At 72.5% G+C, this 26,850-nt stretch carries 27 protein-coding genes; 20 read left to right on the top strand and 7 right to left on the bottom strand.

Annotated elements, in window-relative coordinates; genetic code table 11:
- Positions 1–41: 41 nt before the first annotated feature.
- Positions 42–362, top strand: coding sequence for a (2Fe-2S)-binding protein (locus ACGFRG_RS07120; protein ID WP_188276863.1), 321 nt, complete (start codon positions 42–44; stop codon positions 360–362).
- Positions 363–493: 131 nt separating this feature from the next.
- Here the strand turns inward: ACGFRG_RS07120 and ACGFRG_RS07115 are convergent, their stop codons facing one another.
- A complete protein-coding gene (locus tag ACGFRG_RS07115) occupies positions 494–922 on the bottom strand; it encodes a pyridoxamine 5'-phosphate oxidase family protein (protein WP_393262125.1) in 429 nt (142 codons plus the stop codon).
- 116 nt (positions 923–1,038) lie between these two features.
- Here ACGFRG_RS07115 and clpB point away from each other — a divergent pair, with 116 nt between their 5' ends.
- Together clpB and ACGFRG_RS07105 are read left to right on the top strand one after the other, a co-directional pair.
- On the top strand, positions 1,039–3,636 hold the full coding sequence (clpB, locus tag ACGFRG_RS07110) for an ATP-dependent chaperone ClpB (protein WP_361432073.1): 2,598 nt from the start codon (positions 1,039–1,041) through the stop codon (positions 3,634–3,636).
- 114 nt (positions 3,637–3,750) lie between these two features.
- Positions 3,751–4,293: a YbjN domain-containing protein gene (locus ACGFRG_RS07105; RefSeq protein WP_361432071.1), complete on the top strand. Its 543-nt coding sequence runs from the start codon at positions 3,751–3,753 to the stop codon at positions 4,291–4,293.
- A gap of 1 nt (position 4,294) precedes the next feature.
- Here the strand turns inward: ACGFRG_RS07105 and ACGFRG_RS07100 are convergent, their stop codons facing one another.
- Entirely contained in the window at positions 4,295–5,482 is a 1,188-nt protein-coding gene (locus ACGFRG_RS07100; RefSeq protein ID WP_393262704.1) for a hypothetical protein, read from the bottom strand.
- A gap of 155 nt (positions 5,483–5,637) precedes the next feature.
- Entirely contained in the window at positions 5,638–6,831 is a 1,194-nt protein-coding gene (locus tag ACGFRG_RS07095) for a pyridoxal phosphate-dependent aminotransferase (RefSeq protein WP_361432065.1), read from the bottom strand.
- A 120-nt stretch (positions 6,832–6,951) separates the two neighbouring features.
- On the opposite strand from ACGFRG_RS07095, the gene ACGFRG_RS07090 reads away from it, so the two are divergent.
- The 15 genes from ACGFRG_RS07090 (at position 6,952) to ACGFRG_RS07020 (ending at position 22,260) form a co-directional block, all read left to right on the top strand.
- Positions 6,952–7,224 carry a hypothetical protein gene (locus ACGFRG_RS07090; RefSeq protein WP_361432063.1) on the top strand — a complete coding sequence of 91 codons (273 nt, stop codon included), beginning with the start codon at positions 6,952–6,954 and terminating at the stop codon, positions 7,222–7,224.
- 309 nt (positions 7,225–7,533) lie between these two features.
- On the top strand, positions 7,534–8,058 hold the full coding sequence (locus ACGFRG_RS07085) for a DUF2617 family protein (protein ID WP_361432061.1): 525 nt from the start codon (positions 7,534–7,536) through the stop codon (positions 8,056–8,058).
- A gap of 166 nt (positions 8,059–8,224) precedes the next feature.
- Positions 8,225–9,802: a polyamine aminopropyltransferase gene (locus tag ACGFRG_RS07080; protein WP_393262121.1), complete on the top strand. Its 1,578-nt coding sequence runs from the start codon at positions 8,225–8,227 to the stop codon at positions 9,800–9,802.
- A gap of 85 nt (positions 9,803–9,887) precedes the next feature.
- Positions 9,888–10,904, top strand: coding sequence for an SRPBCC family protein (locus ACGFRG_RS07075; RefSeq protein WP_393262119.1), 1,017 nt, complete (start codon positions 9,888–9,890; stop codon positions 10,902–10,904).
- Between the two features lie 36 nt (positions 10,905–10,940).
- On the top strand, positions 10,941–11,747 hold the full coding sequence (locus ACGFRG_RS07070; RefSeq protein ID WP_393262116.1) for an aldose 1-epimerase: 807 nt from the start codon (positions 10,941–10,943) through the stop codon (positions 11,745–11,747).
- A gap of 65 nt (positions 11,748–11,812) precedes the next feature.
- Positions 11,813–12,361 (top strand): orotate phosphoribosyltransferase, encoded by a 549-nt coding sequence (gene pyrE / locus ACGFRG_RS07065; RefSeq protein WP_393262114.1) that lies wholly within the window; start codon positions 11,813–11,815, stop codon positions 12,359–12,361.
- Between the two features lie 181 nt (positions 12,362–12,542).
- Entirely contained in the window at positions 12,543–13,565 is a 1,023-nt protein-coding gene (gene fbaA / locus ACGFRG_RS07060) for a class II fructose-bisphosphate aldolase (RefSeq protein WP_361432049.1), read from the top strand.
- A gap of 135 nt (positions 13,566–13,700) precedes the next feature.
- On the top strand, positions 13,701–15,149 hold the full coding sequence (locus ACGFRG_RS07055) for an MFS transporter (protein WP_361432163.1): 1,449 nt from the start codon (positions 13,701–13,703) through the stop codon (positions 15,147–15,149).
- Between the two features lie 190 nt (positions 15,150–15,339).
- Entirely contained in the window at positions 15,340–15,753 is a 414-nt protein-coding gene (locus ACGFRG_RS07050; RefSeq protein WP_361428620.1) for a DUF3151 domain-containing protein, read from the top strand.
- A 156-nt stretch (positions 15,754–15,909) separates the two neighbouring features.
- Positions 15,910–16,725 (top strand): DUF3152 domain-containing protein, encoded by an 816-nt coding sequence (locus ACGFRG_RS07045; protein ID WP_393262111.1) that lies wholly within the window; start codon positions 15,910–15,912, stop codon positions 16,723–16,725.
- Between the two features lie 158 nt (positions 16,726–16,883).
- Positions 16,884–17,738: a tryptophan 2,3-dioxygenase family protein gene (locus ACGFRG_RS07040; protein WP_393262702.1), complete on the top strand. Its 855-nt coding sequence runs from the start codon at positions 16,884–16,886 to the stop codon at positions 17,736–17,738.
- Positions 17,731–18,921: a kynureninase gene (gene kynU / locus ACGFRG_RS07035; protein ID WP_393262108.1), complete on the top strand. Its 1,191-nt coding sequence runs from the start codon at positions 17,731–17,733 to the stop codon at positions 18,919–18,921. The genes ACGFRG_RS07040 and kynU overlap by 8 nt, the downstream gene beginning before the upstream one ends.
- 270 nt (positions 18,922–19,191) lie before the next feature.
- A complete protein-coding gene (locus tag ACGFRG_RS07030; RefSeq protein WP_393262106.1) occupies positions 19,192–20,061 on the top strand; it encodes an alpha/beta hydrolase in 870 nt (289 codons plus the stop codon).
- 121 nt (positions 20,062–20,182) lie between these two features.
- Positions 20,183–21,523 carry a histidine kinase gene (locus ACGFRG_RS07025; RefSeq protein ID WP_393262103.1) on the top strand — a complete coding sequence of 447 codons (1,341 nt, stop codon included), beginning with the start codon at positions 20,183–20,185 and terminating at the stop codon, positions 21,521–21,523.
- Positions 21,520–22,260, top strand: coding sequence for a response regulator (locus tag ACGFRG_RS07020; RefSeq protein ID WP_393262100.1), 741 nt, complete (start codon positions 21,520–21,522; stop codon positions 22,258–22,260). The genes ACGFRG_RS07025 and ACGFRG_RS07020 overlap by 4 nt, the downstream gene beginning before the upstream one ends.
- Before the next feature lie 91 nt (positions 22,261–22,351).
- Here ACGFRG_RS07020 and ACGFRG_RS07015 read toward each other — a convergent pair whose 3' ends face one another.
- Both ACGFRG_RS07015 and ACGFRG_RS07010 read right to left on the bottom strand, forming a co-directional pair.
- Positions 22,352–22,954 (bottom strand): hypothetical protein, encoded by a 603-nt coding sequence (locus tag ACGFRG_RS07015; RefSeq protein WP_393262097.1) that lies wholly within the window; start codon positions 22,952–22,954, stop codon positions 22,352–22,354.
- A gap of 47 nt (positions 22,955–23,001) precedes the next feature.
- Entirely contained in the window at positions 23,002–23,175 is a 174-nt protein-coding gene (locus ACGFRG_RS07010) for a hypothetical protein (protein WP_393262094.1), read from the bottom strand.
- 87 nt (positions 23,176–23,262) lie between these two features.
- Between ACGFRG_RS07010 and ACGFRG_RS07005 the strand changes: the two genes are divergently transcribed.
- Together ACGFRG_RS07005 and ACGFRG_RS07000 are read left to right on the top strand one after the other, a co-directional pair.
- Positions 23,263–23,844 (top strand): XRE family transcriptional regulator, encoded by a 582-nt coding sequence (locus ACGFRG_RS07005; protein WP_393262091.1) that lies wholly within the window; start codon positions 23,263–23,265, stop codon positions 23,842–23,844.
- A gap of 127 nt (positions 23,845–23,971) precedes the next feature.
- Entirely contained in the window at positions 23,972–24,532 is a 561-nt protein-coding gene (locus ACGFRG_RS07000) for a GNAT family N-acetyltransferase (RefSeq protein ID WP_393262700.1), read from the top strand.
- On the opposite strand, the gene ACGFRG_RS06995 is transcribed toward ACGFRG_RS07000, so the two are convergent.
- Together ACGFRG_RS06995 and ACGFRG_RS06990 are read right to left on the bottom strand one after the other, a co-directional pair.
- Positions 24,414–25,631 (bottom strand): cytochrome P450, encoded by a 1,218-nt coding sequence (locus tag ACGFRG_RS06995; RefSeq protein ID WP_393262088.1) that lies wholly within the window; start codon positions 25,629–25,631, stop codon positions 24,414–24,416. The two genes, ACGFRG_RS07000 and ACGFRG_RS06995, sit on opposite strands and share 119 nt — an antisense overlap.
- A 297-nt stretch (positions 25,632–25,928) precedes the next feature.
- A complete protein-coding gene (locus ACGFRG_RS06990; RefSeq protein WP_393262085.1) occupies positions 25,929–26,768 on the bottom strand; it encodes a diacylglycerol kinase in 840 nt (279 codons plus the stop codon).
- Positions 26,769–26,850 lie beyond the last annotated feature (82 nt).

The raw sequence follows: 26,850 nt of genomic DNA, 5'->3' as shown, positions 1-26,850 counted from the left end.
GAGCCCACCTGGGACATCATCGCACCCAAGGGTGTCGGCGCATGAGCATTCCGCCCGACGACCGGGTCTTCCGGCGCGAGATGGCCACGGCCTACCGCTCGGGGTGGCATTTCATCGACCTCGTCACGGCGATTCCGCACCGTGGCGATTCGTTGATGGTCACCCTGTTCGGTGACCCGATCCTGGTCGCGCGCGAGGACGACGAGGACGTCCGTGCCTACCGGTGCCTTCGCAGGCCCCGAGGCGCGCCGCAGCCGATTCGCTGCGCCGTGCGCTACGGCATGGTGTTCGTCAACCTCGACCAGCGGGACCACCAGCTGTTCGACCCCGAGTCATCTACCGCCACCCCCCGCAGTGCCTGAAGCGATTCCCCCGTCGTTGTAAATCGCTCAGGCGCTTCCCCCACACAGCGGCGCCATCGTGGACCTGAACACGGTGGCGCCGCTGTGCTGCGCGCGCACGCCCCCGTACGGGACGTACGCGACCGGCGCGCTCAGCCCTTGCCCATCGCCCGCTCCAGGGCGATCTCGATCAGCACCCGGTCCGGGTTCTGGCGCGGCACCCGTCCGTAGCGCTCGGCGTAGCGCACCACCGCGTCCTCGATCAGCTCCGCCTGTGTACGCACCAGCGCGCGGCCCTCCAGCGTGGCCCAGCGGCGCCCGTCGACCTGGCAGACCGCGACCCGCGCGCCCTCGGGGCCCGCGGCCAGGACGTTGCGCACCTTGCGGCTCGACCGGTTGGCGATCACCCGCGCGATGCCCGCCTCCGGGTCGTAGGTGACGCCCACCGGCACGAGGTGCGGGCTGCCGTCCGGGCGCGGGGTGGTCAGGGTGCACAAGTGCCGCTCGCGCCAGAAGCTGAGGTAGGCCTCGTCGGGCCGGCGGGGGTCCAGGGCGGCACGCGCCTGGGTGGTCGTGGTCATGCGCCGAAACCTACGCCGAACCTGGCCCCGCCACCTTGAGCGGAATAGACTCAACTTTATGTACGCTGGATGAGTCATGAGGCCGTGACCGCCGTTCCGAGGAGGAGAGACCGCACGTGGACGCCGAGCTGACCAACAAGAGCCGGGACGCGATCACCGCGGCGAGCAACCGCGCCGTGTCCGACGGGCACCCCGACCTGACGCCCGCGCACCTGCTGCTCGCGCTGCTCACGGGCGACGAGAACGAGAACATCGTCGATCTTCTGGTGGCCGTCGACGCCGACCAGGCCGCCGTGCGCTCCGGGGCCGAGCGGCTGCTCGCCGCGCTGCCCAGCGTGACCGGCTCCACCGTCGCCCCGCCCCAGCCCAACCGCGAGCTCCTGGCCGTCATCGCCGACGCGGCGAAGCACGCCAAGGAACTGGGCGACGATTACCTCTCCACCGAGCACCTGCTCATCGGCCTCGCGGCCAAGGGCGGGCAGGCGGGCGAGGTCCTCTCCCAGGAGGGCGCGACCGCGAAGAAGCTCCTTGAGGCATTCGAGACAGTACGAGGAGGGCGACGGGTGACCACCCCCGACCCCGAGGGCCAGTACAAGGCCCTGGAGAAGTTCGGCACGGACTTCACGGCCGCCGCCCGCGAGGGCAAGCTCGACCCGGTGATCGGGCGGGACCACGAGATCCGCCGGGTCGTCCAGGTGCTCTCCCGGCGCACCAAGAACAACCCCGTGCTCATCGGCGAGCCCGGCGTCGGCAAGACGGCCGTCGTGGAGGGCCTGGCCCAGCGGATCGTCAAGGGCGACGTCCCCGAGTCCCTGAAGAACAAGCGGCTGGTCGCCCTTGACCTCGGCGCGATGGTGGCGGGGGCGAAGTACCGGGGCGAGTTCGAGGAGCGGCTGAAGTCCGTCCTCTCCGAGATCAAGGAGAGCGACGGCCAGGTCATCACGTTCATCGACGAGCTGCACACGGTGGTCGGCGCGGGCGCCGGCGGCGATTCGGCCATGGACGCGGGCAACATGCTCAAGCCCATGCTGGCCCGCGGCGAGCTGCGGATGGTGGGCGCCACCACGCTGGACGAGTACCGCGAGCGCATCGAGAAGGACCCGGCCCTGGAGCGCCGCTTCCAGCAGGTCCTGGTCGCCGAGCCCACGGTCGAGGACACCATCGCGATCCTGCGCGGCCTCAAGGGCCGTTACGAGGCCCACCACAAGGTCCAGATCGCGGACAGCGCGCTGGTGGCGGCGGCCACCCTCTCCGACCGCTACATCACCTCCCGCTTCCTGCCCGACAAGGCCATCGACCTGGTCGACGAGGCCGCCTCCCGGCTGCGGATGGAGATCGACTCGTCCCCGCTGGAGATCGACGAGCTCCAGCGTTCGGTGGACCGCCTCCGCATGGAGGAGCTGGCCCTGAAGAACGAGACGGACGCGGCGTCCAAGGAGCGCCTGGAGCGGCTGCGCAAGGACCTCGCCGACAAGGAGGAGGAGCTGCGCGGCCTCACCGCCCGCTGGGAGAAGGAGAAGGAAGGCCTCAACCGGGTCGGTGAGCTGAAGGAACGCCTCGACGACCTGCGCGGCCAGGCCGAGCGCGCCCAGCGCGACGGCGACTTCGACAGCGCCTCCAAGCTGCTCTACGGGGAGATCCCCACCCTGGAGCGCGAGCTGGAGGCGGCGTCCGAGGCCGAGCAGGAGGCGGCCAAAGACACGATGGTCAAGGACGAGGTCGGCCCCGACGACATCGCGGACGTGGTCGGCGCCTGGACCGGCATCCCGGCCGGGCGCCTGCTTGAGGGCGAGACGCAGAAGCTGCTGCGGATGGAGGAGGAGCTGGGCCGCCGCCTGATCGGCCAGCACGAGGCCGTCCAGGCGGTCGCGGACGCGGTCCGCCGCACCCGGGCGGGCATCGCCGACCCGGACCGCCCCACCGGCTCGTTCCTGTTCCTCGGCCCGACCGGCGTCGGCAAGACCGAGCTGGCCAAGGCGCTCGCGGACTTCCTCTTCGACGACGAGCGGGCGATGGTCCGCATCGACATGAGCGAGTACGGCGAGAAGCACTCGGTCGCCCGGCTCGTCGGGGCCCCGCCCGGCTACGTCGGCTACGAGGAGGGCGGCCAGCTCACCGAGGCGGTGCGCCGGCGCCCGTACAGCGTGGTGCTGCTCGACGAGGTCGAGAAGGCGCACCCGGAGGTCTTCGACGTCCTGCTCCAGGTCCTCGACGACGGCCGCCTCACCGACGGCCAGGGCCGCACGGTGGACTTCCGCAACACCATCCTGATCCTCACCTCCAACCTGGGCAGCCAGTACCTGATGGATCCCCTGACGGCCGAGGAGGAGAAGAAGCGGCAGGTCCTGGAGGTGGTGAGGGCGTCCTTCAAACCGGAGTTCCTGAACCGCCTGGACGACCTGGTGGTCTTCTCGGCGCTGGGCAAGGACGAGCTGGCGCACATCGCCTCGCTCCAGATCGCCCGCCTGGCCAAGCGGCTCGCCGACCGCCGCCTCACCCTCGACGTCACCCCCGAGGCCCTGGCCTGGCTCGCCGAGGAGGGCAACGACCCGGCGTACGGCGCCCGCCCGCTGCGCCGCCTCATCCAGACGGCCATCGGCGACCGCCTCGCCAAGGAGATCCTGGCGGGCGAGGTCAAGGACGGCGACACGGTCCGCGTCGACCGGTTCGGCGAGGGTCTGATCGTGGGGGCGGCCACCGCGAAGAAGCTGTAACCGGACCGGTGGGCCGGGATTCGGTCAGCCGTCAGCGGATACCCGTGGCGGGGGTTGCCAGCCCCCGCCCGGCATGGGAGAGGATGACCGGAACCGTACGAAGGAAGATTCACGATGAGCATCGACCCGTCCTCGATTCCGAATTTCGGGGCTCAGCCCGGCCCGCAGCCCGGTGGCGCACCGGCCGGACCCGTCGTCCCCGACCAGGATCTGGTCAAGCAGCTCCTGGACCAGATGGAGCTCAAGTACGTCGTGGACGACGAGGGTGACCTCGCCGCGCCGTGGGAGGAGTTCCGTACGTACTTCATGTTCCGCGGCGAGGACGACCAGCAGGTCTTCTCGGTGCGGACGTTCTACGACCGCCCGCACAGCATCGACGACAAGCTCCAGCTCCTGGAGACGATCGACGACTGGAACCGCCGCACCCTGTGGCCGAAGGTCTACACGCACACCCACGACGACGGCGCCGTCCGTCTGATCGGTGAGGCGCAGATGCTGATCGGCACCGGCGTCGCGCTTGAGCACTTCGTGTCGTCGACGGTCAGCTGGGTGCGCGCCTCGATCGAGTTCGACAAGTGGCTCGTCGAGCAGCTGGGCCTGGAGAAGGACGCCGAAGGCGCCGAGGGCGACGACGAGGGCGACGCCCCGTCCGAGTGACTCACAGCGCCATCGGGGCGAGGGTGAGCAGATACGTCCCGTAGGCGAACGACAGCGCGGCCAGTGCGGCGGTCACCACGGCCGCCGCGCCCGGCCGGGCTCTCGTCAGCGCGCCCGCCAGCGGCAGCAGCAGCGGGAAGGCGGGCAGCAGGAACCTCGGCTTGGACTCGAAGAACCCCGAGCCGCCCACGGTGATCAGGACGAGCACCGCCGTGTAGACGAGCAGCGGCAGCGGCGGGCGCTCCAGCAGGAGCAGCGCGAACAGCAGCAGCCCGGCCACCGTGATCAGGAAGGCCATCGTGTAGCCGAGGTCGAACGGTCCCGTGACGATCTTCCGTACGAAGCGCAGCGCGCCCACGCCGAAGTCGAACCGGGACGTCCAGGCGGCCTGCACCGCGAAGTAGCCGCCGAGCGGATCACCTTTTCGGGCGCCGACCGACAGGACGTATCCGCACCAGCCGAGCGGCGCCACGGCCCCCGCCAGCCACACCCGCCAGTCCCCGGGCCCGCCCCTGGCCCGCCACTGGCGCCACAGCTCGACGGCGGCCGCGGCCGTCACCGCCGCCGCCACCGCGACCGCGTTCGGCCGCGAGAGCCCGGCGAGCGCCGCCAGCGCCCCCGCCCACAGCCAGCGGCGCTCCAGGACCGCCCACAGCGCCCAGGCGGCCAGCGCCGTCATCACCGGCTCGGTGTACGCCATCGACAGCACGATGGAGTGCGGCAGCAGCCCCCACAGCAGCACCAGCGCGCCGGCCGTGCGGCGGCCGTACAGCCGCTCCCCGACCGCGTGGATGCCCCACGCCGCGGCGCCCGCCGCCGTCCACGAGACCATCAGCCCGGCCGTGCCGCCCGCCACCGGCAGCACGCTCGTCACCGCCCGCATGAGGCCCGGGTAGAACGGGAAGAACGCCAGATCGCTCTGGACCGTCCCGTCCGGCCAGTACAGCGTGCGCCCGTACCCGTTCGCCGCGATCTTGATGTACCAGTCGGCGTCCCACGCGGTCGCCAGCAACGCGCGCGGGGAGCGCCCGATGTGCCAGGCCCACACCGCCAGGCACAGCATCCCGGTGAGCCGGGCGGCGGCGAAGAGCCCGAGCGCGGGGGCCGCCCGGCGCAGTGCGGTGAGCCGGCGCGGCGCGGCCAGGGCCGCGCCGGACCGGCGTGCGGGGGCGGTGATCTCGGCGGACAGGGTGCACCTCCGGGCGCGCGCGTGGTCCTCCCCCGACCTTCGGCGGCGCGCGCGTGCGCCGCGACCGCTGGGCAGCCGACCGGGTACAACCGGGCCCGGCCGCCCGCCCGTACGCGTGTCGCCGTGACAGCGGCGGGTTCGGCCGTTCCACGGGCCTACGGCCGGCCCGCGAGCGCCTTCAGCCGGGAGACGGCCTCTTCGAGCACACTCTCCCTCTTGCAGAACGCGAATCGGACGAAAGGCGCGCCCGCGTCCCGGTGGTCGTAGAAGACGGCGTTGGGGATCGCGACGACTCCGCAGCGCTGCGGCAGCGCGCGGCAGAAGGCGAAGCCGTCGCTCTCGCCGAGCGGCCGGATGTCGGTGGTGACGAAGTACGTGCCGGCCGGTTCGTAGACCGTGAACCCGGCGGCCGCGAGCCCCGCGCTCAGCAGGTCCCGCTTGCCCCGCAGGTCCGCGCGCAGCCCGTCGAAGTACGTCGGCGGCAGCCGCAGCGCCTCGGCGACCGCGTACTGGAAGGGGCCGGAGGCCACGTACGTCAGGAACTGCTTCGCGGAGCGTACGGCCGTGACGAGCTCGGGGGCGGCCGTCACCCAGCCGACCTTCCAGCCGGTGAAGGAGAACGTCTTGCCCGCCGAGCCGATGGTGACCGTGCGTCCGCGCATCCCCGGCAGCGTCGCGATCGGGACGTGCTCGCCGTCGAAGACCAGGTGCTCGTACACCTCGTCGGTGACCACCAGCAGATCCCGCTCGCAGGCCAGCTCCGCGATCGCGGTCAGCTCCTCGCGGGTCAGTACGGTCCCGGTCGGGTTGTGCGGGGTGTTGAGCAGGATGAGGCGGGTGCGCGGGGTGACGGCGGCGCGCAGCTCGTCCAGGTCCAGGTGGTAGCGGCCGCCGTCGGGGCGCAATGTCACCGGCACGCGCGTGCCGCCCGCCATCGCCACACAGGCCGCGTACGAGTCGTAGTACGGCTCAAGGGCGATCACCTCGTCGCCCGGCTCCACCAGCGCGAGCAGCGCGGCCGCGATCGCCTCGGTGGCGCCCGCCGTCACCAGCACCTCGCGGTCCGGGTCGAAGGAGAGCCCGTAGAGCCGTTCCTGGTGGTCCGCGATCGCGGCGCGCAGCTCGGGCACGCCCGGGCCCGGTGGGTACTGGTTGCCCCGGCCGTCGCGCAGCGCCCGCACGGCCGCCTCGCGGATCTCCTCGGGGCCGTCGGTGTCGGGGAAGCCCTGGCCGAGGTTGATGGAGCCGGTCCGGGCCGCGAGGGCGGACATCTCGGCGAAGACCGTGGTCCCGAACTCGGCGAGGCGGCGGTTGAGCGGTGGGCGCGCGCTGGAGGTCATGGCCGCCATCCTGCGCGGAACCTCTGGACTTGCTCAAGTGTGTGTTCGCCCTGGACGGCCGAGGGAATCCCCCTGTCACGCACGAGTTCGCGTACGGGATTCGCGTACGGGGGAAGGACGGTGGGGGAGATGGGATTCATCATCGCGGCCGGTGTGATGGTGCTGTTCGTGGTCCTCGTGGCGCGGGGGCTCGGGGGGAGCCGCCGCAAGCGGTCGCGGTCGTACGGGGCGGGCGGTTCGAGCGCGGCCGGGTCGAGCTGGTGGGCCGGTGACAGCGGCGGCGGTGGCGGGCACCACGGTGGCGGTGGCGGCCACCACGGCGGCCACTCGTGCGGCGGCGGTCACTCCGGCTGCGGGGGCGGTTCGTCCTGCGGGGGCGGCAGTTGCGGCTCTTCCGGCTGACACGGGGCAGCTGATGGAGTCCGCACGCCCCTTCCGCGCGCTCGGTGGGTCAACACCCGCCGGGCGCTGTCGTGTGCACCCGTTGCTTGAACAGTTGAACCGTGTTGCATCCCAGGGGATGGAAACCACGTCAAGTTGGGTAAAAACGCTGTGAGCGGCGCGTAGTTCATGATTCCCTCGCTGTTGAGAAGCGCAGCCCACGGACCCCCACCGGGCGGACCCGAGCAGGCGGTCCCCCCTTCCCTCGCACCGGTTCCGGGGTGACCCCGGTCGTCCACCCTCCCCATGTGTGTTTTGCGGAGCCCACCCATGCTCACCACTCTCAAGACCGTCTACACCGACACGCGTGCGAGTGACCTCGCCTGGGCCCTGGGCCGGGAGCCGCTGCCCGCACTGGCCGTCCTCGATCTCGAACTGTCCGGCGCGAAGCTCCAGTTGAGACTTCTCGGCGCCTCCCACCAGGTGCTCCTGGAGGAGGAGAAGGGCTTCTGTTCGGAGACCGTCGCCTGTATGCCCGGCAGCAGCACACCCTTGCCGCTGGGGGTGGCGAAACGTCTCGGGGAGTGGGAGTACGAGTTCGCCGCGCGCGTGGAGACGCTGACCGGGGGCTCGTTCGCGGGGCGCGCGCAGGAACTGCTCGCGCTCGTCGCCGACCATCCGCACGGCCTGGCGGGCACGTTCCCGGGCTCGCCGTACGCGTTCACCGCGATGCTGGCGCAGCGCGCCGAGGGCCAGGTCCGCTGGCGCACCTGGCACGCGTATCCGCAGGAAGGGCAGTTGGTGGTCACCCGTACGAGGGTCGGCGTCCGGATGAGGTCTCCCGTAGCCCTCTGAAAGCGCGTGCGCGAGGTTGCGCGCGGCGCGTCCGCACGCGGTGCCGCCCTGTGCAGGTCCGAGGGGGTGCGGCGCTACCGTGGAGGACGTAATTCCCTCCGCCGTGCGCTAGTTGCACCCTTGTGGGTGACAGGATGCGGGCGAGTCGTGACGTAGCGTTCCCATCATGATCGAACCGTCTGTGCCCGTTCTGCCCTGTGGCATCCCGCCGCCGGCGCCCCGGCGCAGCACCGCGCGGTTCATCGTGCTCGGCATCGTCTTCATCTGCGCCGCCTGCGGACTCGTGTACGAACTCGAACTGGTCGCCCTCGCCTCGTACTTGATCGGCGACTCGGTCACCCAGGCGTCCGTCGTGCTGTCCGTGATGGTCTTCGCCATGGGCATCGGCTCGCTGCTCGCCAAACGGCTGCGGCTGCGCGCCGCCGTCGGCTTCGGAGTGATCGAGGCCGCCCTCGCGCTGGTCGGCGGCTGCTCGGCGATGGTCCTGTACGCGACGTTCGCCTGGTTCGGCGGCGCGCGGTACGCGCTGGTGGCGTTCTCGCTGGCGATCGGCGTGCTCATCGGCGCGGAGATCCCGCTCCTGATGACCCTGATCCAGCGCGTCTCGCGGCAGGACCCGGGCGGCACGGTCGCCGACCTGTTCGCCGCCGACTACGTGGGCGCCCTTGTCGGCGGCCTCGCCTTCCCGTTCCTGCTGCTGCCGCTGCTCGGGCAGCTGACCGGCGCGCTGCTCACCGGCGCGGTCAACGCGGTCGCGGGCGGCGCGCTGGTGCTGTGGCTGTTCCGGCGCGACCTCACGCGACGCGCGCGGTGGTGGCTGTTCGCGGCGAACGTGCTGGTCCTCGCGATCCTGGCCACCACCACCGCGCTGGTCGGCGACTTCGAACAGGCCGCGCGCCGCGCGGTGTACGGGGGCCAGGTGCGGGTCGCCGTGCAGACCGGGGTGCAGGAGATCGTGCTGACCGGCAGCCGCACCGGACACGGCCCCGGCGGCCCCCTCGACCTCTTCCTGGACGGCCGCCTGCGTGTCAGCGGCCGAGACGAGTACCGCTACCACTCGGCGCTGGTGCGCCCCGCGATGGACTCCGGGCCGCACGGCCGCGTGCTGGTCCTCGGCGGCGGCGACGGCCTGGCCGCCCGCGAGGTGCTGCGCTATCCGGGGGTGACCTCGGTGACGCTGGTCGAACTGGACGCGGGCGTGGTCGAGTTGGCCCGCCACGACCCGGCCCTGTCGGCGCTGAACGGGCACGCGTACGACGACCGGCGGGTGGTGCCGGTGGTGGCCGACGCGTTCGGCTGGCTGCGCGGCCCCGGGCGCGCGACGGGACCGTACGACGTGGTGATCTCCGATCTGCCGGACCCGGGCATCACGCCGAGCACCAAGCTCTACTCGGAGGAGTTCTTCGGCCTCGCGGCCCGCGTCCTCGCGCCCGGCGGGCGGATCGTGGTGCACGCGGGCCCGGTGGCGACCCGGGAGCGGACGTACTGGACGGTGGAGTCGACGGTACGGGCGGCCGGTCTTCGGACCGTGCCGTACCGCGCGACCGGGCGCCTCACCGGCTTCACGGCGGGCCCCGACCGCGCCTCCGGCTCGACCGCGCCGCACGACTGGGGCTTCGTCCTGGCCTGTGCGAGCGCGGCCCCGGCGGCGCCGCTGCCGCCCGAGCTGGAGCCCCTGGCGTACGCCCGCCCGCGCGTGGACCTGCCGCCGTCGACGCTGGTGCATCCCCGGTACACGGGGTGAGGCGCGGGTCCCCGGGGCCGGTGCGGCCGCTCGGGCGTGGCGTTTACGGGGACGCGGCGGCCACCCCTGAGTAGGCTCGGTTCTCATGGAGCATGAGGTGTTCGTTCCGGTCGAGGCCCCGTCACTGCGCCGCACGCTGCGCGACCCGGCGCGGGTCGCCCGCTGTGTGCCCGGTCTGCAACAGGACGCGGGCGAGCCACCGGTGGCCGGCCGGCTGCGGCTGCGCGTCGACGGCCACACCATCACCTACCGGGGCACGCTGCGGATCACCGAGCTCGACCCCGACGCGTTCGGCGTCGAGGCCGAGGGCACGGAGGTGCGCGGCACGGGCGCCGCGAAGCTCTCCCTCACGCTCCGCCTCGCCCCGGCGCCGCACGGCACGACCCTGACGTTCACGGCGTCGGCCACGGCGGACGGCCGCGCCGCGTCGTCCCCGGCGACGGCGATCCAGTCCTCCGGAACGCGTCTGCTGGACCGTTTCGCCTCGGCCCTTGCCGCTGACGCGGAGGGAACGGGCGAGGGGGCGTCGGGCGTCCCGGGCGATGCCGTGCGCGGGGACGGGTCCGAGCCGGTCCCCGGCGCCGGGGACACGGCGCGGGAGGCGGACGACGCGGCGCCACCCGGCGCCGCCGGGGATGCCGCAGCGGGAGCGGACGCCGATGAGGCCGTCGCCGCCGAGGCGGACGGCGCGGCCGGGCTCGACGCGCCCGCGTCGAGGGACGCCGCCGAGCCCGACACGGCCGCCCCGGCAGACGGCGAAGCCACCGACCCCCACGCCACCGACCCGACCGGTCACGCCGAAGGCTCCTCCGTCTTCGACACCGCCGTCCCGCCGCCCTCCCTCGACCCGCTCGCCGAGGACGAGTTCGATCCGCCCAGGGACGCGGACTACGCGCCCGCCGAGGCCGCGCACGCGCGGCGGACCATGATCGGGCGCAGCGCCGAGGAGGTCGACCACGCGCCGCCGCGCGGCCGGTACGCCCCCGTGCCCGCGCCCGCCGGTGTCGGCGCGAGCGCGACCCTGCGCTGGGTCGCCCCGGCCGCCGCGCTCGCGCTGGCCTCGGCCGTCGTGGTCGGCCGCGCGCTGCGGCGGCGCCGGTGACGCCGCCGCATGCGGGGCGCAAGTAGTGTCGGGTGTGTGAGTAGCGACAAGAGGGTCCGGCTGGCGGCCGGCGATGCCGAGTTGACGGTCCGTCCGGACAACGGATGCCGGATCGAGAGCCTGCGCGTCGGCGGTACGGAGCTGCTGCGCCAGGGCGACAAGTACGGCTGCTTCCCGATGGTCCCGTGGTGCGGCCGGATCGAGAACGGCGAGTTCCGCAACGGCGGCACCAAGTACCGGATGCCGCTCAACTCCCCGCCGCACGCCATCCACGGCACCGGCCGCGACACCGAGTGGCGCCCCGCCCGCGTCGGGCGCACCGAGTCCGGCGCCGCCGAGGCCCACTTCACGTACGACCTCACCGACCCCTGGCCCTACCCCGGCCGGGTCACCCAGATCTTCGAGCTCTCCGAGAGCGCGCTGACGCTCTCCATGGGCGTCGAGACGTACGGCGACTCCTTCCCGGCCCAGCTCGGCTGGCACCCGTGGTTCCTGCGCAACCTCGGCGGCGAGGACGTCCGGGTCGGCTTCACGCCCGCCTGGCAGGAGGAGCGCGGCGAGGACCATCTGCCGACCGGCCGCCGTATCGACCCGAGGCCCGGCCCGTGGGACGACTGCTTCGGGATGCCCGACGGCGTCGACGTCACCCTCACCTGGCCCGAGCAGCTGGAGCTGCGGGTGACCAGCTCCACCGAGTGGGTCGTCGTCTACGACGAGCAGGCCGAGGCGGTGTGCGTGGAGCCGCAGTCCGGCCCGCCCAACGGCCTCAACACCCTCCCCCGGCTGGTCACGCCGGTGGACCCGCTGGAGCTGACCGCGACCTGGAGCTGGCGCGGTCTGTGAGCCGCCGGTGAGCCGCCCCGGCCGGTGAGCGGAGGGGGTGCGCCCCGGCCCGTAAGCTCGTAGGCATGACTGACGTACGCGCTGACCTGCTCCAGCAGATCAAGGACAAGGCCGTGGTGCACGGCAAGGTGACCCTCTCCTCGGGTCTGGAGGCCGACTACTACGTCGACCTGCGCCGGGTCACGCTGGACGGCGCCGCCGCGCCGCTGGTCGGCCAGGTGCTGCTCGACCTCACGGCCGACCTCGACTTCGACGCCGTGGGCGGTCTGACCATGGGCGCCGACCCGGTCGCGACCGCGATGCTGCACGCCGCCGCCGCGCGCGGAAAGACCCTGGACGCCTTCGTCGTCCGCAAGGCCGCCAAGGCCCACGGCATGCAGCGCCAGGTCGAGGGCCCGGAGATCAAGGGCCGCCGGGTCCTGGTCGTCGAGGACACCTCCACCACCGGCGGCTCCCCGCTGACCGCCGTCGAGGCGGTCCGCGCGGCCGGCGCCGAGGTCGTGGCCGTCGCCACCATCGTGGACCGCGCCACCGGCGCCGCCGAGAAGATCACCGAGGGTGCGGGCGTCCCGTACGTGTACGCCTACGCCCTGGACGAGCTCGGCCTCGGCTAAGCCTTGACCTGCGGTTTCCCCGAGGGGGCGGTGGTTTCACGTGAAACCACCGCCCCCTCGGGCGTACGCGGGGTGGTGGTGCCGCCCGCAGAGTCTGGAAAGATGGGCCGCGACGATGACGTCGCCCCCAGGTCAGGGCCAGCACATACTGCACACCCCGCACATCACAAGGAGCGGACAGATGCCCATCGCAACCCCCGAGGTCTACAACGAGATGCTCGACCGGGCGAAGGCAGGCAAGTTCGCCTACCCGGCCATCAACGTGACCTCGACGCAGACCCTGCACGCTGCCCTGCGCGGCTTCGCGGAGGCCGAGAGCGACGGCATCATCCAGATCTCCACCGGCGGTGCCGAGTTCCTGGGTGGCCAGTACAACAAGGACATGGTGACCGGCGCGGTCGCCCTGGCCGAGTTCGCCCACGTCGTGGCGGCGAAGTACGACATCACGGTCGCGCTCCACACCGACCACTGCCCCAAGGACAAGCTGGACGGCTACGTACGTCCGCTGATCGAGGTGTCCGCCGAGCGCGTCGCCAAGGGCCTGAACCCGCTCTTCCAGTCGCACATGTGGGACGGCTCCGCCGAGACCCTGGCCGACAACCTGGCCATCGGCCAGGAGCTGCTCGCCAAGGCCGCCGCCGCGAAGATCATCCTTGAGGTCGAGATCACCCCGACCGGCGGCGAGGAGGACGGCGTCAGCCACGAGATCAACGACGAGCTGTACACGACCGTCGACGACGCGCTGCGCACCGCCGAGGCGCTCGGCCTGGGCGAGAAGGGCCGCTACCTGCTGGCCGCCTCGTTCGGCAACGTGCACGGCGTCTACAAGCCGGGCAACGTCGTGCTGCGTCCGGAGCTCCTGAAGGACCTCCAGGAGGGTGTCTCCGCCAAGTACGGCAAGGCCTCCCCGTTCGACTTCGTCTTCCACGGCGGCTCCGGCTCCTCCGAGCAGGAGATCGCGACCGCGCTGGAGAACGGCGTCGTGAAGATGAACCTCGACACCGACACCCAGTACGCCTTCACGCGCCCGGTCGCGGACCACATGTTCCGCAACTACGACGGCGTCCTGAAGGTCGACGGCGAGGTCGGCAAGAAGTCGACGTACGACCCGCGCACCTGGGGCAAGCTGGCCGAGGCGTCGATGGCCAAGCGCGTCACCGAGGCGTGCGCGAACCTGCGCTCGACCGGTACGAAGCTCAAGTAAGTACCAGGCTGAAGTAGGTCCGTACGCACGGGCCCGGCACTCCCTCGGGGGGCGCCGGGCCTGTCGCGTTTTCGCGCCCGGGTGTCGCGAAGGCGTCCGGTGGGGGACAGTGGCGCTGTGGCGGACAGCGTGCGCATGGGGACCCCGGCGGGGCGGTGGGTGCTGTTCACGACCGTGCTCGGGTCGGGGATGGCGATGCTCGACTCGACCGTGGTCAATGTGGCGCTGCCGCGCATCGGCCGCGACCTGGACGCCGACATGGCGGTCCTGCAGTGGACCGTCAACGCCTACATGCTCACGCTCGCCGGGCTGATCCTGCTCGGCGGGGCGCTGGGGGACCGGTACGGGCGCCGCAAGGTGTTCGTCGTCGGCGTCGGCTGGTTCGCCGCCGGGTCGCTGCTCTGCGGCATCGCGCCCGACGCGGGCGTACTGATCGCCGCGCGCGCCCTCCAGGGCATCGGCGGGGCGCTCCTGACCCCCGGCTCGCTCGCCCTGATCCAGGCGAGCTTCCACCCCGACGACCGGGCCCGGGCGGTCGGCGTCTGGTCCGGGCTCGGCGGGGTCGGGGCGGCCGTCGGGCCGTTCCTCGGCGGCTGGCTGGTGGACGGCCCCGGCTGGCGCTGGGTCTTCCTGCTGAACGTGCCGCTGGCCGCGCTGTGCGTCCCGGTGGCGCTGCGGCACGTACCGGAGTCGCGGGACGCGCGCGTGCACACCGCGCGCTTCGACGTGGTCGGGGCGCTGCTCGGCGCGCTGTCCCTCGCGCTCCTGACGTACGCGCTGATCGCCGCGCCGGAGCGGGGCGCGTCGCCGGTGGTGATCGGGACGGCGCTGGCGGGCGTGGTCCTGGGCGCGGCCTTCATCCGCTTGGAGCGGCGCCTGCCGGACCCCATGCTGCCGCCGGAGATCTTCGCGTCGCGCCAGTTCACGGCGGTGAACCTGGTGACGGTGTGCGTGTACGCGGCGTTCGCCGGTTTCTTCTTCCTGGCGGCGCTCCAGCTCCAGGTGGTGGCGGGCTACTCGGCGCTGGGCGCGGGCGCGGCCCTGCTCCCCACGACGGCCCTGATGCTCCTGCTCTCGGCCCGCTCGGGCGCGCTGGGCGAGCGGATCGGGCCGCGCGTGCCGCTCACCGTCGGGCCGCTGCTGTGCGCGGGCGGGATGCTGCTGATGCTGCGGGTGGGGGAGGGCGCGTCATACGTACGGGACGTGCTCCCGGCCGTCGTCGTCCTCGGCCTCGGCATGGTGACCCTGGTGGCGCCGCTCACCGCGACGGTGCTGGGCGCGGTGGACGCGGGGCGGGCGGGGCTGGCGAGCGGCATCAACAACGCGGCGGCGCGGGCGGCGGGGCTGATCGCGGTGGCGGCGCTGCCGCTGCTGACGGGGATGGGGCCGTCGGCGTACCGCTCGGCGGCGGAGTTCGGCGCGACGTTTCGGCGGGCGATGCCGGTGTGTGCGGGGGTGTTGGTGGTGGGTTCGCTGCTGGCCTTCCTGACGGTCCGGCGTCCGCCGGTGGCGGCGTGCCATCCGGAGTGCCGGGTGTCCTGCGGTGTCGCCGGGCCCCCGCTGGAGCGTGACCGGGGGGTGTGACCCTGGGCGGGCGGGTACTTCGGCTGCGGATCGTGCTGGGTTGCTCGCGCAGTTCCCACCGGCCCGCAGACGCACGACAACCGCCGGAGGGTTTCGGGAAGGGGCGGGGTGGGGAATTTGCCCGCCGCAGGCGGAAACGGGGCTCGGGGCGGCGCCCCGGTAGTTGCGTCCACCGGGCAGACTGGACCGCATGTCCATTCACGAGAACCTGCTCGGCGGCCCCGCCCCGACCCACCTCCCCGACGACCCCGAACCCCGCGAGCTCCTCGCGCAGGGCACGGCCCCCGCCGACGTCGCGGCGAAGTACCCCACGTCCTCCCTCGCCTGGGCCCAGCTCGCGGACGACGCGTTCGACGCGGGCCGCACCGTCGAGTCGTACGCGTACGCCCGCACCGGCTACCACCGCGGCCTCGACTCGCTGCGCCGCGCCGGCTGGAAGGGCCACGGGCCGGTGCCGTGGGAGCACGAGCCCAACCGCGGGTTCCTGCGGGCCCTGCACGCCCTCGCCCGGGCCGCCCAGGCCATCGGCGAGCAGGAGGAGTACGAGCGCTGCACCACCTTCCTGCGCGACTCGTCCCCGCTCGCCGCCGACACGCTGGGCTGAGCCGAGGCGCGCCGCGCCGAGCCGACACGCCGCGTACCGCCCGTACATATGACGTACGGGCGGTACGCTCGCACACACTGTCGAAACCACCGCTGGCGCACGAGGCCCCACACCTCTTCCCCCCAACTCCAGCCGCACCATGGGGAGAAGTCCGTCTTGGGAAAGCGAGCCCGCACCCGCGCACGTCGCCGCGACAGACGCCCGGTCCTCCTCGTGGGCGGCGTGCTCGGCCTCTCCCTCATCGCGGGTGCCGCACTCGCCGAGTGGCACGGCACCGGGGGCGGCGCCGGTCGTGAGCCCGGCATCGCCGCCGAGTCCCCGCTGGGCGTCCGCGCCCCGCTGCCCGTGGCGACCCCTGCCACGCCCCCGTCGAAGCCCGGGAAGGACTCGGCCCACGACGTCCCCGCCTCCGGCCCCGGCACCTTCACCACCGCCAAGGCCTCCGGCAGCCCCGTCGGCTCCAGCGGGCCGCTGTGGCGCTACAAGGTCCTCGTAGAGGACGGTGCGGACGTCTCGCCGCGCGAGGCCGCCACCGAGATCGAGGCGATACTCGCCCACCCGCGCAGCTGGGCGGCGCACGGCCGTGGCCGGTTCCAGCTGGTCTCGGGGGACGACGACGCCGACGTGACGATAAAGATCGCCACCCCGGCCACCACGGACCGGCTCTGCGCCTCCACGGGCGGCACCCACGGCGAGCTGAACTGCGAGGTCGTCGACGGTGTCGTGGTCAATCTCAAGCGGTGGGTGACGGGGTCCCCGCAGTACGACGGGCCGCCCGCCGAGTACCGGCATCTGATCATCAACCACGAGATCGGCCACATGATCGGCTTCCACCAGCACATGTCCTGCCCGGGTCCGGGCAAGGCGGCGCCCGTGATGATGCAGCAGATCAAGGGTCTCCACGGCTGCACCTCCAACGCGTGGCCGTACACCGCCGACGGCACCTTCGTCACCGGCCCGTCGGTCCCCTGAGCCCCGCCCCGTCCGCTCCCGTCGGCGTCGGCCCCGGCCCCTGACGAGGGCGCCCCGCGCGTGCTTATGATGCGGGTGGGGACCGGGGCTCCCATGCCGATGAAGGAAGGGGCGGACCGCTACCCGGACACGTCGAGGAGACAGCGATGTCATCAAAGATGTCCGAACCGGTCGAAACCGGAGCCCAGGCAGCCACTGACACGGCCGAAGCCCCCAATCTGGACTTCGCGGGCACCACCCCGTACGAGGACTACGTCCAGGCGGACGTGCTCACCCACCTCCAGCAGCTGCGCTCGGACGACCCCGGCGAGATGGTCTTCCTGGTGACCACGCAGGTCATGGAGCTGTGGTTCACCGTGATCGTCCACGAGTGGGAGACCGCGTCGCGCGCGTTGCGCGAGGACCGGGTGCCCGTCGCCGTCGACGCGCTGAAGCGGTCCGTACGCGAGCTGGAGGCGCTCAACGCGTCCTGGACGCCGCTCGCCCAGCTGACCCCCGCGCAGTTCAACTCCTACCGCTCGGCGCTCGGCGAGGGCTCCGGCTTCCAGTCGGCGATGTACCGGCGCATGGAGTTCCTGCTCGGCGACAAGTCCGCGTCCATGCTGGTGCCGCACCGGGGCGCGCCGCGCGCGCATGCGGAGCTGGAGAAGGCGCTGCACCAACCCAGCCTGTACGACGAGGTGCTGGCCCTGCTCGCGCGCCGCGGATACGCGGTGCCGCGCGCCGTCCTGGACCGCGACCTCTCGCAGCGGTACGAGCCGTCGCCCGAGGTCGAGGCGGTCTGGACGGAACTTTACGCGGGGGACCAGAACGGGGAACTCGTACGCCTGGGCGAGGCGTTGACCGATGTGGGCGAGCTGGTGTGGCGCTGGCGCAACGACCATCTGGTGGCGACGAGGAGAGCGATGGGCGCGAAGACCGGTACGGGCGGTTCGGCGGGCGTGGCGTGGCTGGAGAAGCGCGCCGCGAAGAACGTGTTCCCCGAGCTGTGGACGGCGCGCAGCCATGTCTGAGTCCCTGGCTGCCAAGGCCGCGGCGCTGGACGCCGCAGACGAACTCGCCAAGCACCGCGACCTGTTCGCCCTGGACGACAAGACCGTCTACCTCGACGGCAACTCGCTGGGCGCGCTGCCGCGCCACGTCCCGGCCCGTATGCAGGAGGTCATCGCCCACGAGTGGGGCGAGCTGCGCATCCGGTCCTGGGACGAGAGCGGCTGGTGGACGGCGCCCGAGCGGATCGGCGACCGCATCGCGCCGCTGGTCGGCGCCGCTCCGGGCCGGATAGTGGTGGGCGACTCGACGAGCGTCAACGTCTTCAAGGCCCTGGTCGCGGCCGTGCGGCTGGCGCCGTCCGAGCGGGACGAGATCCTGGTGGACGAGTCGACGTTCCCCACGGACGGCTACGTGGCGCGGTCCGCCGCGCGGATGACGGGCCGTACGGTACGGGCGGTGGCGCCGGGCGGGATGACCGGTGCGCTCGGGCCGCGTACGGCGGCGATCCTGATGAACCACGTCGACTACCGCACGGGCCGCCTCCACGACCTGCCCGGCATCACCGCCGCCGCGCACGCGGCGGGGGCGCTCGCGGTCTGGGACCTGTGCCACAGCGCGGGCGCGCTGCCGGTCGGGCTCGACGCGCACGGGGTCGACTTCGCGGTGGGCTGCACCTACAAGTACCTGAACGGCGGGCCGGGTTCGCCCGCGTACATCTACGTACGCGTCGACCACCAGCCGCGCTTCGACTCGCCGCTGCCCGGCTGGAACTCGCACGAGGACCCCTTCGGGATGCGGGCGGAGTACGTGCCGGGGGCGGGCGCGGTACGGGGGCGGGTCGGCACCCCGGACATCCTGTCCATGCTGGCCCTGGAGTCCGCGCTGGACGTCTGGACGGGTGTCTCGATCGACTCCGTCCGGGCCAAGTCGCTGGCGCTCACGGACTTCTTCCTGGAGTGCGTGGCGGCGTATGTGCCGGACGGGCGGGTGTCGTCGGTGACGCCGTCCGCGCATGCGGAGCGGGGCAGTCAGGTCGCCCTGCGCTGCGCGGACGCGGGGTCGGTGATGACCGCGCTGATAGCGGCGGGCGTCGTCGGCGACTTCCGCCGCCCCGACGTCCTGCGCTTCGGCTTCACGCCGCTGTACGTGGGGTTCGGGGACGCGGAGCGGGCGGCGCGCGCGCTGTCGGCAGCCCTGGATTAGCCCCCACGACGGGCTGCGCCCCTGCACCCCGCTTTGTCTGCGGACCGTGCTGGGTTGCTCGCGCAGTTCCCCGCGCCCCTGAAGGAGGGCCCGAAGGGCCCATCTAAGGGGCGCGGGGCTGTGTCGATTTGCGGCTCCGCCGCGCGGGCGCGACCAGCCCCCACCGGCTCGCAGACAAAAACGGGGTTCGGGGCGACGCCCCGACTCGTGCAAGATCGCTGATACCGTCCCTCCCGCCACGCCACCCCCACGTCCCCGAGAGGTCGAGGCATGAACGACTCCGCCGCCGCCCGCGACGCCGCCGAGGCGGCCTCGGCCTTCTCGCATCCCACCGTCGACCCCGACGCCACCGCCGCGTACGGCCCCCACCCCGACCAACTGGTCGACTTCTACGCACCCCGGACGGAGATCACCGACGCCCCCCTCGTCGTCGCCCTGCACGGCGGCGCCTGGCGCGGCGCGTTCGACCGGCGCCACCTCACCCCGTTCGTGGACTTCCTGGCCCGCCGGGGATTCGCCGTGGCCAGCGTCGAGTACCGCCGCGGCGGCCTGCTCCCGCTGCAGGGCGGCGGACCGCCCGCCGGCCGCTGGCCGGAGACGTTCGACGACGTGGCCGCCGCCCTGGACGCCCTCCCCGCACTCGTCCGCACCCACCTCCCCCAGGCCGACCCGCGCCGTACCGTCCTCACCGGGCACTCGGCCGGCGGCCACCTCGCGCTGTGGGCCGCGGCCCGCCACGGCCTCCCGGCGGACTCCCCCTGGCGCACCGCCACCCCCGTACCCCTGCGGGGCGTAGTCGCCCTGGCCCCGATCGCCCACTTCACCAAAGCGGTCGAGCTGGACGTATGCGACGGGGCCGTGCTCCAACTCCTCGGCGGGGAGAAGGAATTCGAGGAGCGGCGGAAGTCCGCAGACCCGGCCGCCCTCCTTCCCACCGGCATCGCCACCACCGTCGTCCAGGGCCGCGACGACGTCGTGGTCCCGCAGGCCGTGGCCGAGGCGTACGTGGACGCCGCCGCGACCGCCGGTGAGACCGTCGGGCTCACCCTGCTCGAAGGCGTCGGCCACTTCCCGCTCATCGACCCGTCCGCCGACGCCTGCGCGGTCGTCGCGGAGGAGATCGCGCAGCTCGCGTACTGAGAACGACCGGTGAGAACGACCAGGAAGGCGGCACGACCCGCAGGTAGTACCTGAGACGGATGCCGCAGGATCAGCACCACAGGGGACGCCCTCGCACACCCCCCGCGCCTACCGTGGCACCGTGACCGAGACAACCAGCCACACCACCGCGTCCGGCGGCCCCCGGCGCAGTCCCGAGTACCTGCTCGCCATGGACATGTTCGGCGGGCTGCGCGAGGACCTGTTCCGTGACGCGTTCGCCTACCGGCCGTTGCGGCCGAGGCGGACGGACGGCCCGATCGCCCGGCGGCTGCCCGGCCGGCTGCGCCGGGGGGCCGCCTGGATCCCGCACGCGGCCGTGCTGTTCGTGGCGCTCGTCTCGGCGCTGTTCTCGTACAACTCCAGCGAGGTGAACGCCACCGGCGTCCCCTGGGCGCTGGCGGGCCTGATCACGGGCGCGCCGGTCGCGATGTCGCTGGTGCGCCCGGTCGGCGCGTGGTGGCTGGTGTGCGCGGCCACCGTGCTCACGTCGTTGGGGTTCGGCAACGGCCTGGGGGCGTGGCCGTGGACGCCGGGCGCGTTCGTCGCGCAGCTCGCCGTGATGGTCGTGGTGACCCTGCGCACCCGCCCGAGGACCGCCGCCTGGATGTGGGTGCTCACGCTGGTCCTCGGTACGACGATGGACTTCGCCACCAACCGTTCGTACGGCGCCGACACCGGTCCGATGGCCGTCACGTCCGCCATCCTGCTGCTGATCGCCGTCGTCGTGAGCATTCGCCGGGAAGCCGAGCACAAGATCACCGCCGAGCAGTCGGTGACGGCCTTCGAACGCGACAAGAGGGCGGTCCTGGAGGAGCGTACGACCATCGCGCGCGAGCTCCACGACGTCGTCGCGCACCATATGTCGGTCGTCGCCATCCAGGCCGAGGCGGCCCCGTACCGCGTGGAGAACACGCCGCCCGAGCTGGCCCAGGCGTTCGCGACCATCCGGGAGAACGCGGTGGCCGCGCTCACCGAACTGCGCCGCGTGCTCGGTGTCGTACGCGCGGCGGACTACGAGGCGCCGGACGCCCCCCAGCCCACCCTCGCCGACCTCGACGCACTGCTCGCGAACGTACGCGACGCCGGGCTCGACGTGACGAAGACCGTGACGGGCGCGGTGCGCGAACTCCCGCAGGGCGTCGAGCTGTCCGCCTACCGCATCATCCAGGAGGCCCTGAGCAACACGCTGCGCCACGCGCCGGGTGCGGCGGCGCGGGTCGAGGTCGCGTACGTCCTCGGCGGGGTCGGTCTGCGTATCGTGAACGGCCCGCCGACGGGCCCGGCCGCCGCCTCCCCCGGCAGCGGCCACGGCATCACGGGCATGCGGGAGCGGGTGGCGATGCTGGGGGGCGAGATGACGGCGGAGCCGGTGGCGGACGGCGGGTACGAGGTGGCGGTGTTCATCCCGGTGGCGATGACGGTGGAGGCACCGGGAGCATGACCACGGGTACGGGTACGGGTACGGGTACGGGTACGGGTACGGGTACGGGGACGGGTACGGGCGCGGATGGCGGGTCCGGCGTACGGGTCCTGATCGTCGACGACCAGATGATGGTCCGCGAGGGGTTCTCGGTGCTGCTCAACGCCCAGCGGGACATCGAGGTGATCGGCGAGGCGGTCGACGGCCGGGAGGCGGTGGCCAAGGTGCGCGAACTGCGCCCGGACGTCGTCCTGATGGACATCCGCATGCCGGGGATGAACGGCATCGACGCGACGCGCGAGATCGTGGCGTCGGACACGGACGCGCGGGTGCTGGTCCTGACGACGTTCGACCTGGACGAGTACGTGTACCAGGCGCTGCGGGCGGGGGCGTCGGGCTTCCTGTTGAAGGACGCGTCGGCGCGTCAACTGGCCGAGGGTGTACGGGTGGTGGCCTCCGGCGAAGCCCTCCTCGCGCCGTCGGTCACCCGCCGCCTGATCACCGAGTTCGCCCGGGTCTCGCCGACGCGGCGGACGGCGTCGGGGGCGGTGCACGTGGAGGAGCTGACCGACCGCGAGACGGAGGTTCTGATCCTGATCGCCCAGGGCCTCTCCAACGCGGAGATCGCGGACCGGTTGGTGGTGGCGGAGTCGACGATCAAGACGCATGTGAGCCGGGTACTGGTGAAACTGGGCCTCCGTGACCGGACCCAGGCGGCGGTGTACGCGTACGAAACCCGCCTGATCACCCCGTCGTAGCGTGCGGCTGCGGACCGTGCTGGGGCGCTCCATGCGGCACCGGCGAGGAGCCCTGCATCCGACACTCGGTCAAGGACCCCTGTCCATGAGGTCACCGGCGTCGGGCGGGGGCGTTCCGCGGGTGTTCGGGTGCCGGTGCGGCCGCGGCCTGGTCGCCGTTGATGAACGCCGCGATCTCCGGCACGTGGTCTGGAGCGACCTTGTCCAGCGCCTTGGACAACAACCGGTACCGGCACGCGAGCCTACATATGTAGGCCAGTGGCCATGCGAACGCGACTGACAACGAAGCCCACCATGGCCAGCCCAACACGAACCCTCCCACCGCACCCGTCACTCCCTCACCCCCACCAATACCTGGCGGCGACGGCGGCGACGGCGGCGACGCCGAAGAAGGCGCCGCGCCTAGGACGACTTCGGCGAAGGTGGCGACGACGAAGGCGATGATCTGAACGCTGTCGACGTGGCCGGGGATGATGTCACGAATCGTGCGGTGGTGCGTTGGTTGTGCCGGGGCGGCGTGTGTGCCGCGGGTGGCACGTGCGTGGAGCAGCAGGCTCAGGGCGAACCACACCGCGCGCAGGCCTGGCAGATGGACATCCGTGTCCTCGGCGACGGCCTGGGCCTCGGCGGTCCACTCCAGTTCCCGCTCGGCCCGCTCGGCATGGGGTAAGGCCCAGCACGCGGCACGGATCACGCGGCCAGCCAAACGCGCTGCCGGCTCCGGGAGAGCGGCGGGGCCGGTCATCGGGCGTTTCCGGTGGCGGGGCGTCCGGTGCCGGGGCATCCGGTGGCACTGTCGAGGGAGCGCTGGGCCAGCTCCAGGCGCGCGGCCTGCACGCCCTCGCCGGTGAGCTTGTAGTAGCGGCGGGGACGCTGGGACTCCTCACTTGGAGTCTCCCAGTGCGAGGAGACCAAGGGGACGTATCTCCCCCTTGCGCGAGGACAGTTGAGCCTTTCGGCGCTACGGTCGGGCAAGGCCCGAACGTCCACGCCGAGGGGGACGTGATCTGGCCGCAAGCAGTCAGGGACCGAATCAAGACCGGCAACGACCGCGAGCTGGCGCACAGCTACCCGTACCGATCCGCATGCCCCTCCACGCTGTGGGCCGACCTCGTGGGGTCCGCCAAGTCGGAGATCTTCCTGTCCGGGTACACCAACTACTTCTTCTGGACCCAGGTTCCCGCGTTCGCCGAGACCGTCCGGCAGAAGGCCGAGTCGGGCTGTCGGGTCAGGTTCCTCCTCGGCAACCCGGACGGGGAGGTGACCAGGCAGCGGGAGACGATCGAGGACGTGGCCCTCAAAGTGTCCACGCGCGTTCGGATCACTCTGGAGAACCTGGACCGCCTCGGTGCCCTGGACGGGCTGGAGGCGCGATTCAGCGCGCCTCTCGACGCGATCAACCATGTGAGCCTGTCAGTCTTCCGGTTCGACGACGACGCGTTGGTCACGCCCCATCTGGCACGGCTGGTCGGACACGACTCCCCACTGTTGCACCTGCGTCGTCATGGCTCCGGGGGGATGTTCGACAGGTTCACGGAACATGCCGAGGAGCTGTGGAGCAGGGGCGTCCCCGTTCAGGGCTGAAGGGCTGAAGGGCTGAATGGCTACAGTGCGCCGATGTCCACTTCTGCATCCTGGCTCGCCGCGGTTCCGCTGATGACGGCTCGCCCTCCGACTGGAGCCGTTGCGTGTCGAGCATGCGCGGGAGGCCGTGGTGGTCTTCGACGATGTGCGGCTTCATGACTGGACCGGCGGGGCGCCCAGTTCGCTCGACGAGCTCGAAGCCCGGTACGTACGGCAGTCGGCGGGCCGGTCGCCGGACGGTTCACAGGGGTGGCTGAACTGGATGCTGCGCCGGGCGTCGGACGGGCAGTTGGTCGGCACGGTCCAGGCCACGCTGCACCGCCCGGCCGCCGGGCGTCTGGAGGCGTCGCTCGCGTGGGTGATCGGCGTCGGCCACCAGGGGCATGGCTACGGGCGGGAAGGGGCGCTCGCCATGGCGCAATGGCTGCGCGCGCACGGCGTGGACGAGCTGGTCGCGTACATCCATCCGGGACATGACGCGTCCGTCGGCATTGCCCGGGCCCTCGGCCTGACCGCGTCCGACGTCGTGGTGGATGGCGAAGTCCGCTGGAGTGGGCCGGGCGCAGGCCCTAGAGCTCCACCGCGAGGCTCTCCAGGCCCCGGATCACGTACCCGGGCTTTCGGCGTGGGGCCCGGGACGGGTCCGTGGAGAGGTGGAGGGTGGGGGCCCGGGTCAGCAACTCCGTGAAGAGTTCCGTTAGTTCGATACGGGCCAGGGGCGCGCCCAGGCAGTAGTGGATGCCCGCGCCGAAGCTGATGTGGGGGTTGTCGGGGCGGGTGAGGTCGAGGGTGTCGGGGTGGTCGAAGACGGCCGGGTCGCGGTTGGCGGAGCCGAACAGGAGCGCCACCTCCGAGCCCCGGGGGATCGTGGTGCCGCCGACCTCGATGTCCTCCAGGACCCAGCGTTCGAAGAGCTGGAGCGGGGTGTCGTAGCGGAGCAGTTCCTCCACAGCTGTGGACAGGAGCGTGTGGTCGGCGCGCAGGGCGGCGAGCTGGTCCTCGTGGCGCAGCAGGGTCCACCAGCCGTTGGCGGTGGTGTTCACCGTGGCCTCATGGCCCGCGTTCAGGAGCAGTACGCAGGTGGCGATCATCTCCTGCTCGCTGAGGCTGTCGCCCTCGTCGTGGGCCGAGATGAGGGCCGTGATCAGGTCGGTGGCGGGGGCGTTGCGGCGGGCGGTGATCAAGTCCTTGAGATACGCCTCGAATTCGAGGGACGCGCGGACCGCGCGGGCGGCCGTCTCCTCGTCCGGGTTCAGCTCGTACATTCCGCAGATCGCCGCCGACCAGGGGCGCAGGAGGGCGCGGTCGGCGGCGGGGATGCCGAGCATTTCGGCGATCACGGCGACGGGGAGGGGTTCGGCGACCTCGCTGAGGAGGTCGCCGCCGCCCTTCTCGACGAGCGCGCCTACGAGGGCGGCGGCGGTTCGGCGTACGTACGGGGTCAGCCCCGCCACCGTACGGGGCGTGAACGCCTTCTGGACCAGGCGGCGGATCCGGGTGTGGTCCGGGGCCTCCAGGTCGAGCATGCCGCTGTCGTTGAGGCGGTGGAACGGTTCGTGGGAGGCGGGTGGCGGGGTGCGGCCGAACTCCTCGTGGGTGAAGCGGTGGAGGTAGGTGCGGCCGAGGCGGCGGTCGCGCAGGAGGGCGGAGACGTCCGCGTGGTGGGGGATCAGCCACTGGTTCGTGGGCGGGTGGTGCAGGGCTCTGCCGGTGGCTCTGAGTTCCGCGTACGCGGGGTAGGGGTCGGCGGTGAAGTGGGGGTCGGTGGGGGCGAAGGGGGTATCCATGCGGATGTTCCTTCCCGGGGCGCAGCCCCGGCACCCCCTCGGGGGCTGCGCCCCCGGCCCTGGTTCCCTTGTCTGCGGCCCGGCGGGGGCGGGCGCCCCTTTCCCCCCACCCCACCCCTTCCCGAAAGCCTCCGGCGGTTGTCATCCGTCTGCGGGCCGGTGGGAACTGCGCGAGCAACCCAGCACGGTCCGCAGAAGAACACCCCCGACGCGGGGTGCAGGGGCGGAGCCCCGCTTGGGGTCCGGGGGCGTAGCCCCCGGGAGAACCACCTCCACCCCCACCCACCCCCGGAGGGTTTAGGGAAGGGGCGGGGTGGGGGCCGAAGGACGCGGGAGCGTCAGCGTCCAGCCGTCCACCCCCACCGTCCACGTACGGCTCCGCACCGGCCCCGTGACCACCTGATCCGCCCGGTACCGAAACCCCTCCCCACCGTCACCCGGGGGCAGGCACCCCGACACGGAAACCGTCACCATCCGCCCGGCCTCCGCACAGACCCGCCCCCGCCCCTCGACCACCACCCGGGCGAAGCCGGAGGACGCCGACGCCGAGACGCCCGTCAGGGGCTCGTCCGCCAGGAGCACCCCGTCCACCTCCACCCGCAGCCGGAACGCGGCCACGGAAGCCCGCCCCGGCGCGCCCACCAGGTTCCGGACCAGGGACCGGCACGCGCCCCACACCGTGGGACCCGACGGGGCCGGGACCGAGGGGGCCTCCACGCGCACGCCCCCCAGCACCACCCCACCGCAGTCGTCGACCAGCAGGTCCAGCCGTCGCGGCTCGCCCTCCAGGACCGCCCGCGCCGCCGCGACCGCGCCCGTCGGCACCCCCAGTGACCTGGCGAGTTCCAGGGACGGGGCGGTTCCGACCGGGACCATGGAGAGGGCGAGGCCCGCCAGGTCACGTTCCTGCTGCAGTAACGTCACCGTACGTAGTAGCGCGCGGTCGTCGCCGACCACGACCGGCCGTCGCGACCCCCGCCGCGACAGGGCACGGGAGAACTCCTCCACCCCCTCCGGCCAGCATATTTTCGCCTGCGCACCCGCGCACAGCACATCTTTCGCGATCCGTACGGACTCGCCGTCGATACGGCGGGCGACCGGGTCGATGACCACCAGTAGCTGGTCGGCAGCCGACACTTCGGTCCTTCCTCGGGTAGCATCTTTGTGCAAGAGCCCCTTGCGCTATTGCGCCAGGGGCTTCGTCTATTCCGGGGCACAT

The sequence above is a fragment of the Streptomyces sp. NPDC048696 genome, from assembly GCF_043198895.1.
Taxonomy (GTDB): Bacteria; Actinomycetota; Actinomycetes; order Streptomycetales; family Streptomycetaceae; genus Streptomyces.
Note: the sequence above shows the minus strand (reverse complement) of the source record. Positions and strands in the feature narration are given on the sequence as shown.

Bases quoted from the DNA above. Each gene is read 5' to 3' on its own strand.
- ACGFRG_RS07050 (WP_361428620.1), top strand. From the start codon at position 15,340: ATGTCCATTCACGAGAACCTGCTCGGCGGCCCCGCCCCGACCCACCTC.
- ACGFRG_RS07085 (WP_361432061.1), top strand. From the start codon at position 7,534: ATGCTCACCACTCTCAAGACCGTCTACACCGACACGCGTGCGAGTGAC.
- ACGFRG_RS07055 (WP_361432163.1), top strand. From the start codon at position 13,701: ATGGGGACCCCGGCGGGGCGGTGGGTGCTGTTCACGACCGTGCTCGGG.
- ACGFRG_RS07040 (WP_393262702.1), top strand. From the start codon at position 16,884: ATGTCCGAACCGGTCGAAACCGGAGCCCAGGCAGCCACTGACACGGCC.
- ACGFRG_RS06995 (WP_393262088.1), bottom strand. From the start codon at position 25,631: ATGGATACCCCCTTCGCCCCCACCGACCCCCACTTCACCGCCGACCCC.
- kynU (WP_393262108.1), top strand. From the start codon at position 17,731: ATGTCTGAGTCCCTGGCTGCCAAGGCCGCGGCGCTGGACGCCGCAGAC.
- ACGFRG_RS07030 (WP_393262106.1), top strand. From the start codon at position 19,192: ATGAACGACTCCGCCGCCGCCCGCGACGCCGCCGAGGCGGCCTCGGCC.
- ACGFRG_RS07080 (WP_393262121.1), top strand. From the start codon at position 8,225: ATGATCGAACCGTCTGTGCCCGTTCTGCCCTGTGGCATCCCGCCGCCG.
- ACGFRG_RS07090 (WP_361432063.1), top strand. From the start codon at position 6,952: ATGGGATTCATCATCGCGGCCGGTGTGATGGTGCTGTTCGTGGTCCTC.
- pyrE (WP_393262114.1), top strand. From the start codon at position 11,813: ATGACTGACGTACGCGCTGACCTGCTCCAGCAGATCAAGGACAAGGCC.
- ACGFRG_RS07075 (WP_393262119.1), top strand. From the start codon at position 9,888: ATGGAGCATGAGGTGTTCGTTCCGGTCGAGGCCCCGTCACTGCGCCGC.
- ACGFRG_RS07095 (WP_361432065.1), bottom strand. From the start codon at position 6,831: ATGGCGGCCATGACCTCCAGCGCGCGCCCACCGCTCAACCGCCGCCTC.
- ACGFRG_RS07020 (WP_393262100.1), top strand. From the start codon at position 21,520: ATGACCACGGGTACGGGTACGGGTACGGGTACGGGTACGGGTACGGGT.
- ACGFRG_RS07115 (WP_393262125.1), bottom strand. From the start codon at position 922: ATGACCACGACCACCCAGGCGCGTGCCGCCCTGGACCCCCGCCGGCCC.
- fbaA (WP_361432049.1), top strand. From the start codon at position 12,543: ATGCCCATCGCAACCCCCGAGGTCTACAACGAGATGCTCGACCGGGCG.
- ACGFRG_RS07105 (WP_361432071.1), top strand. From the start codon at position 3,751: ATGAGCATCGACCCGTCCTCGATTCCGAATTTCGGGGCTCAGCCCGGC.
- ACGFRG_RS07120 (WP_188276863.1), top strand. From the start codon at position 42: ATGAGCATTCCGCCCGACGACCGGGTCTTCCGGCGCGAGATGGCCACG.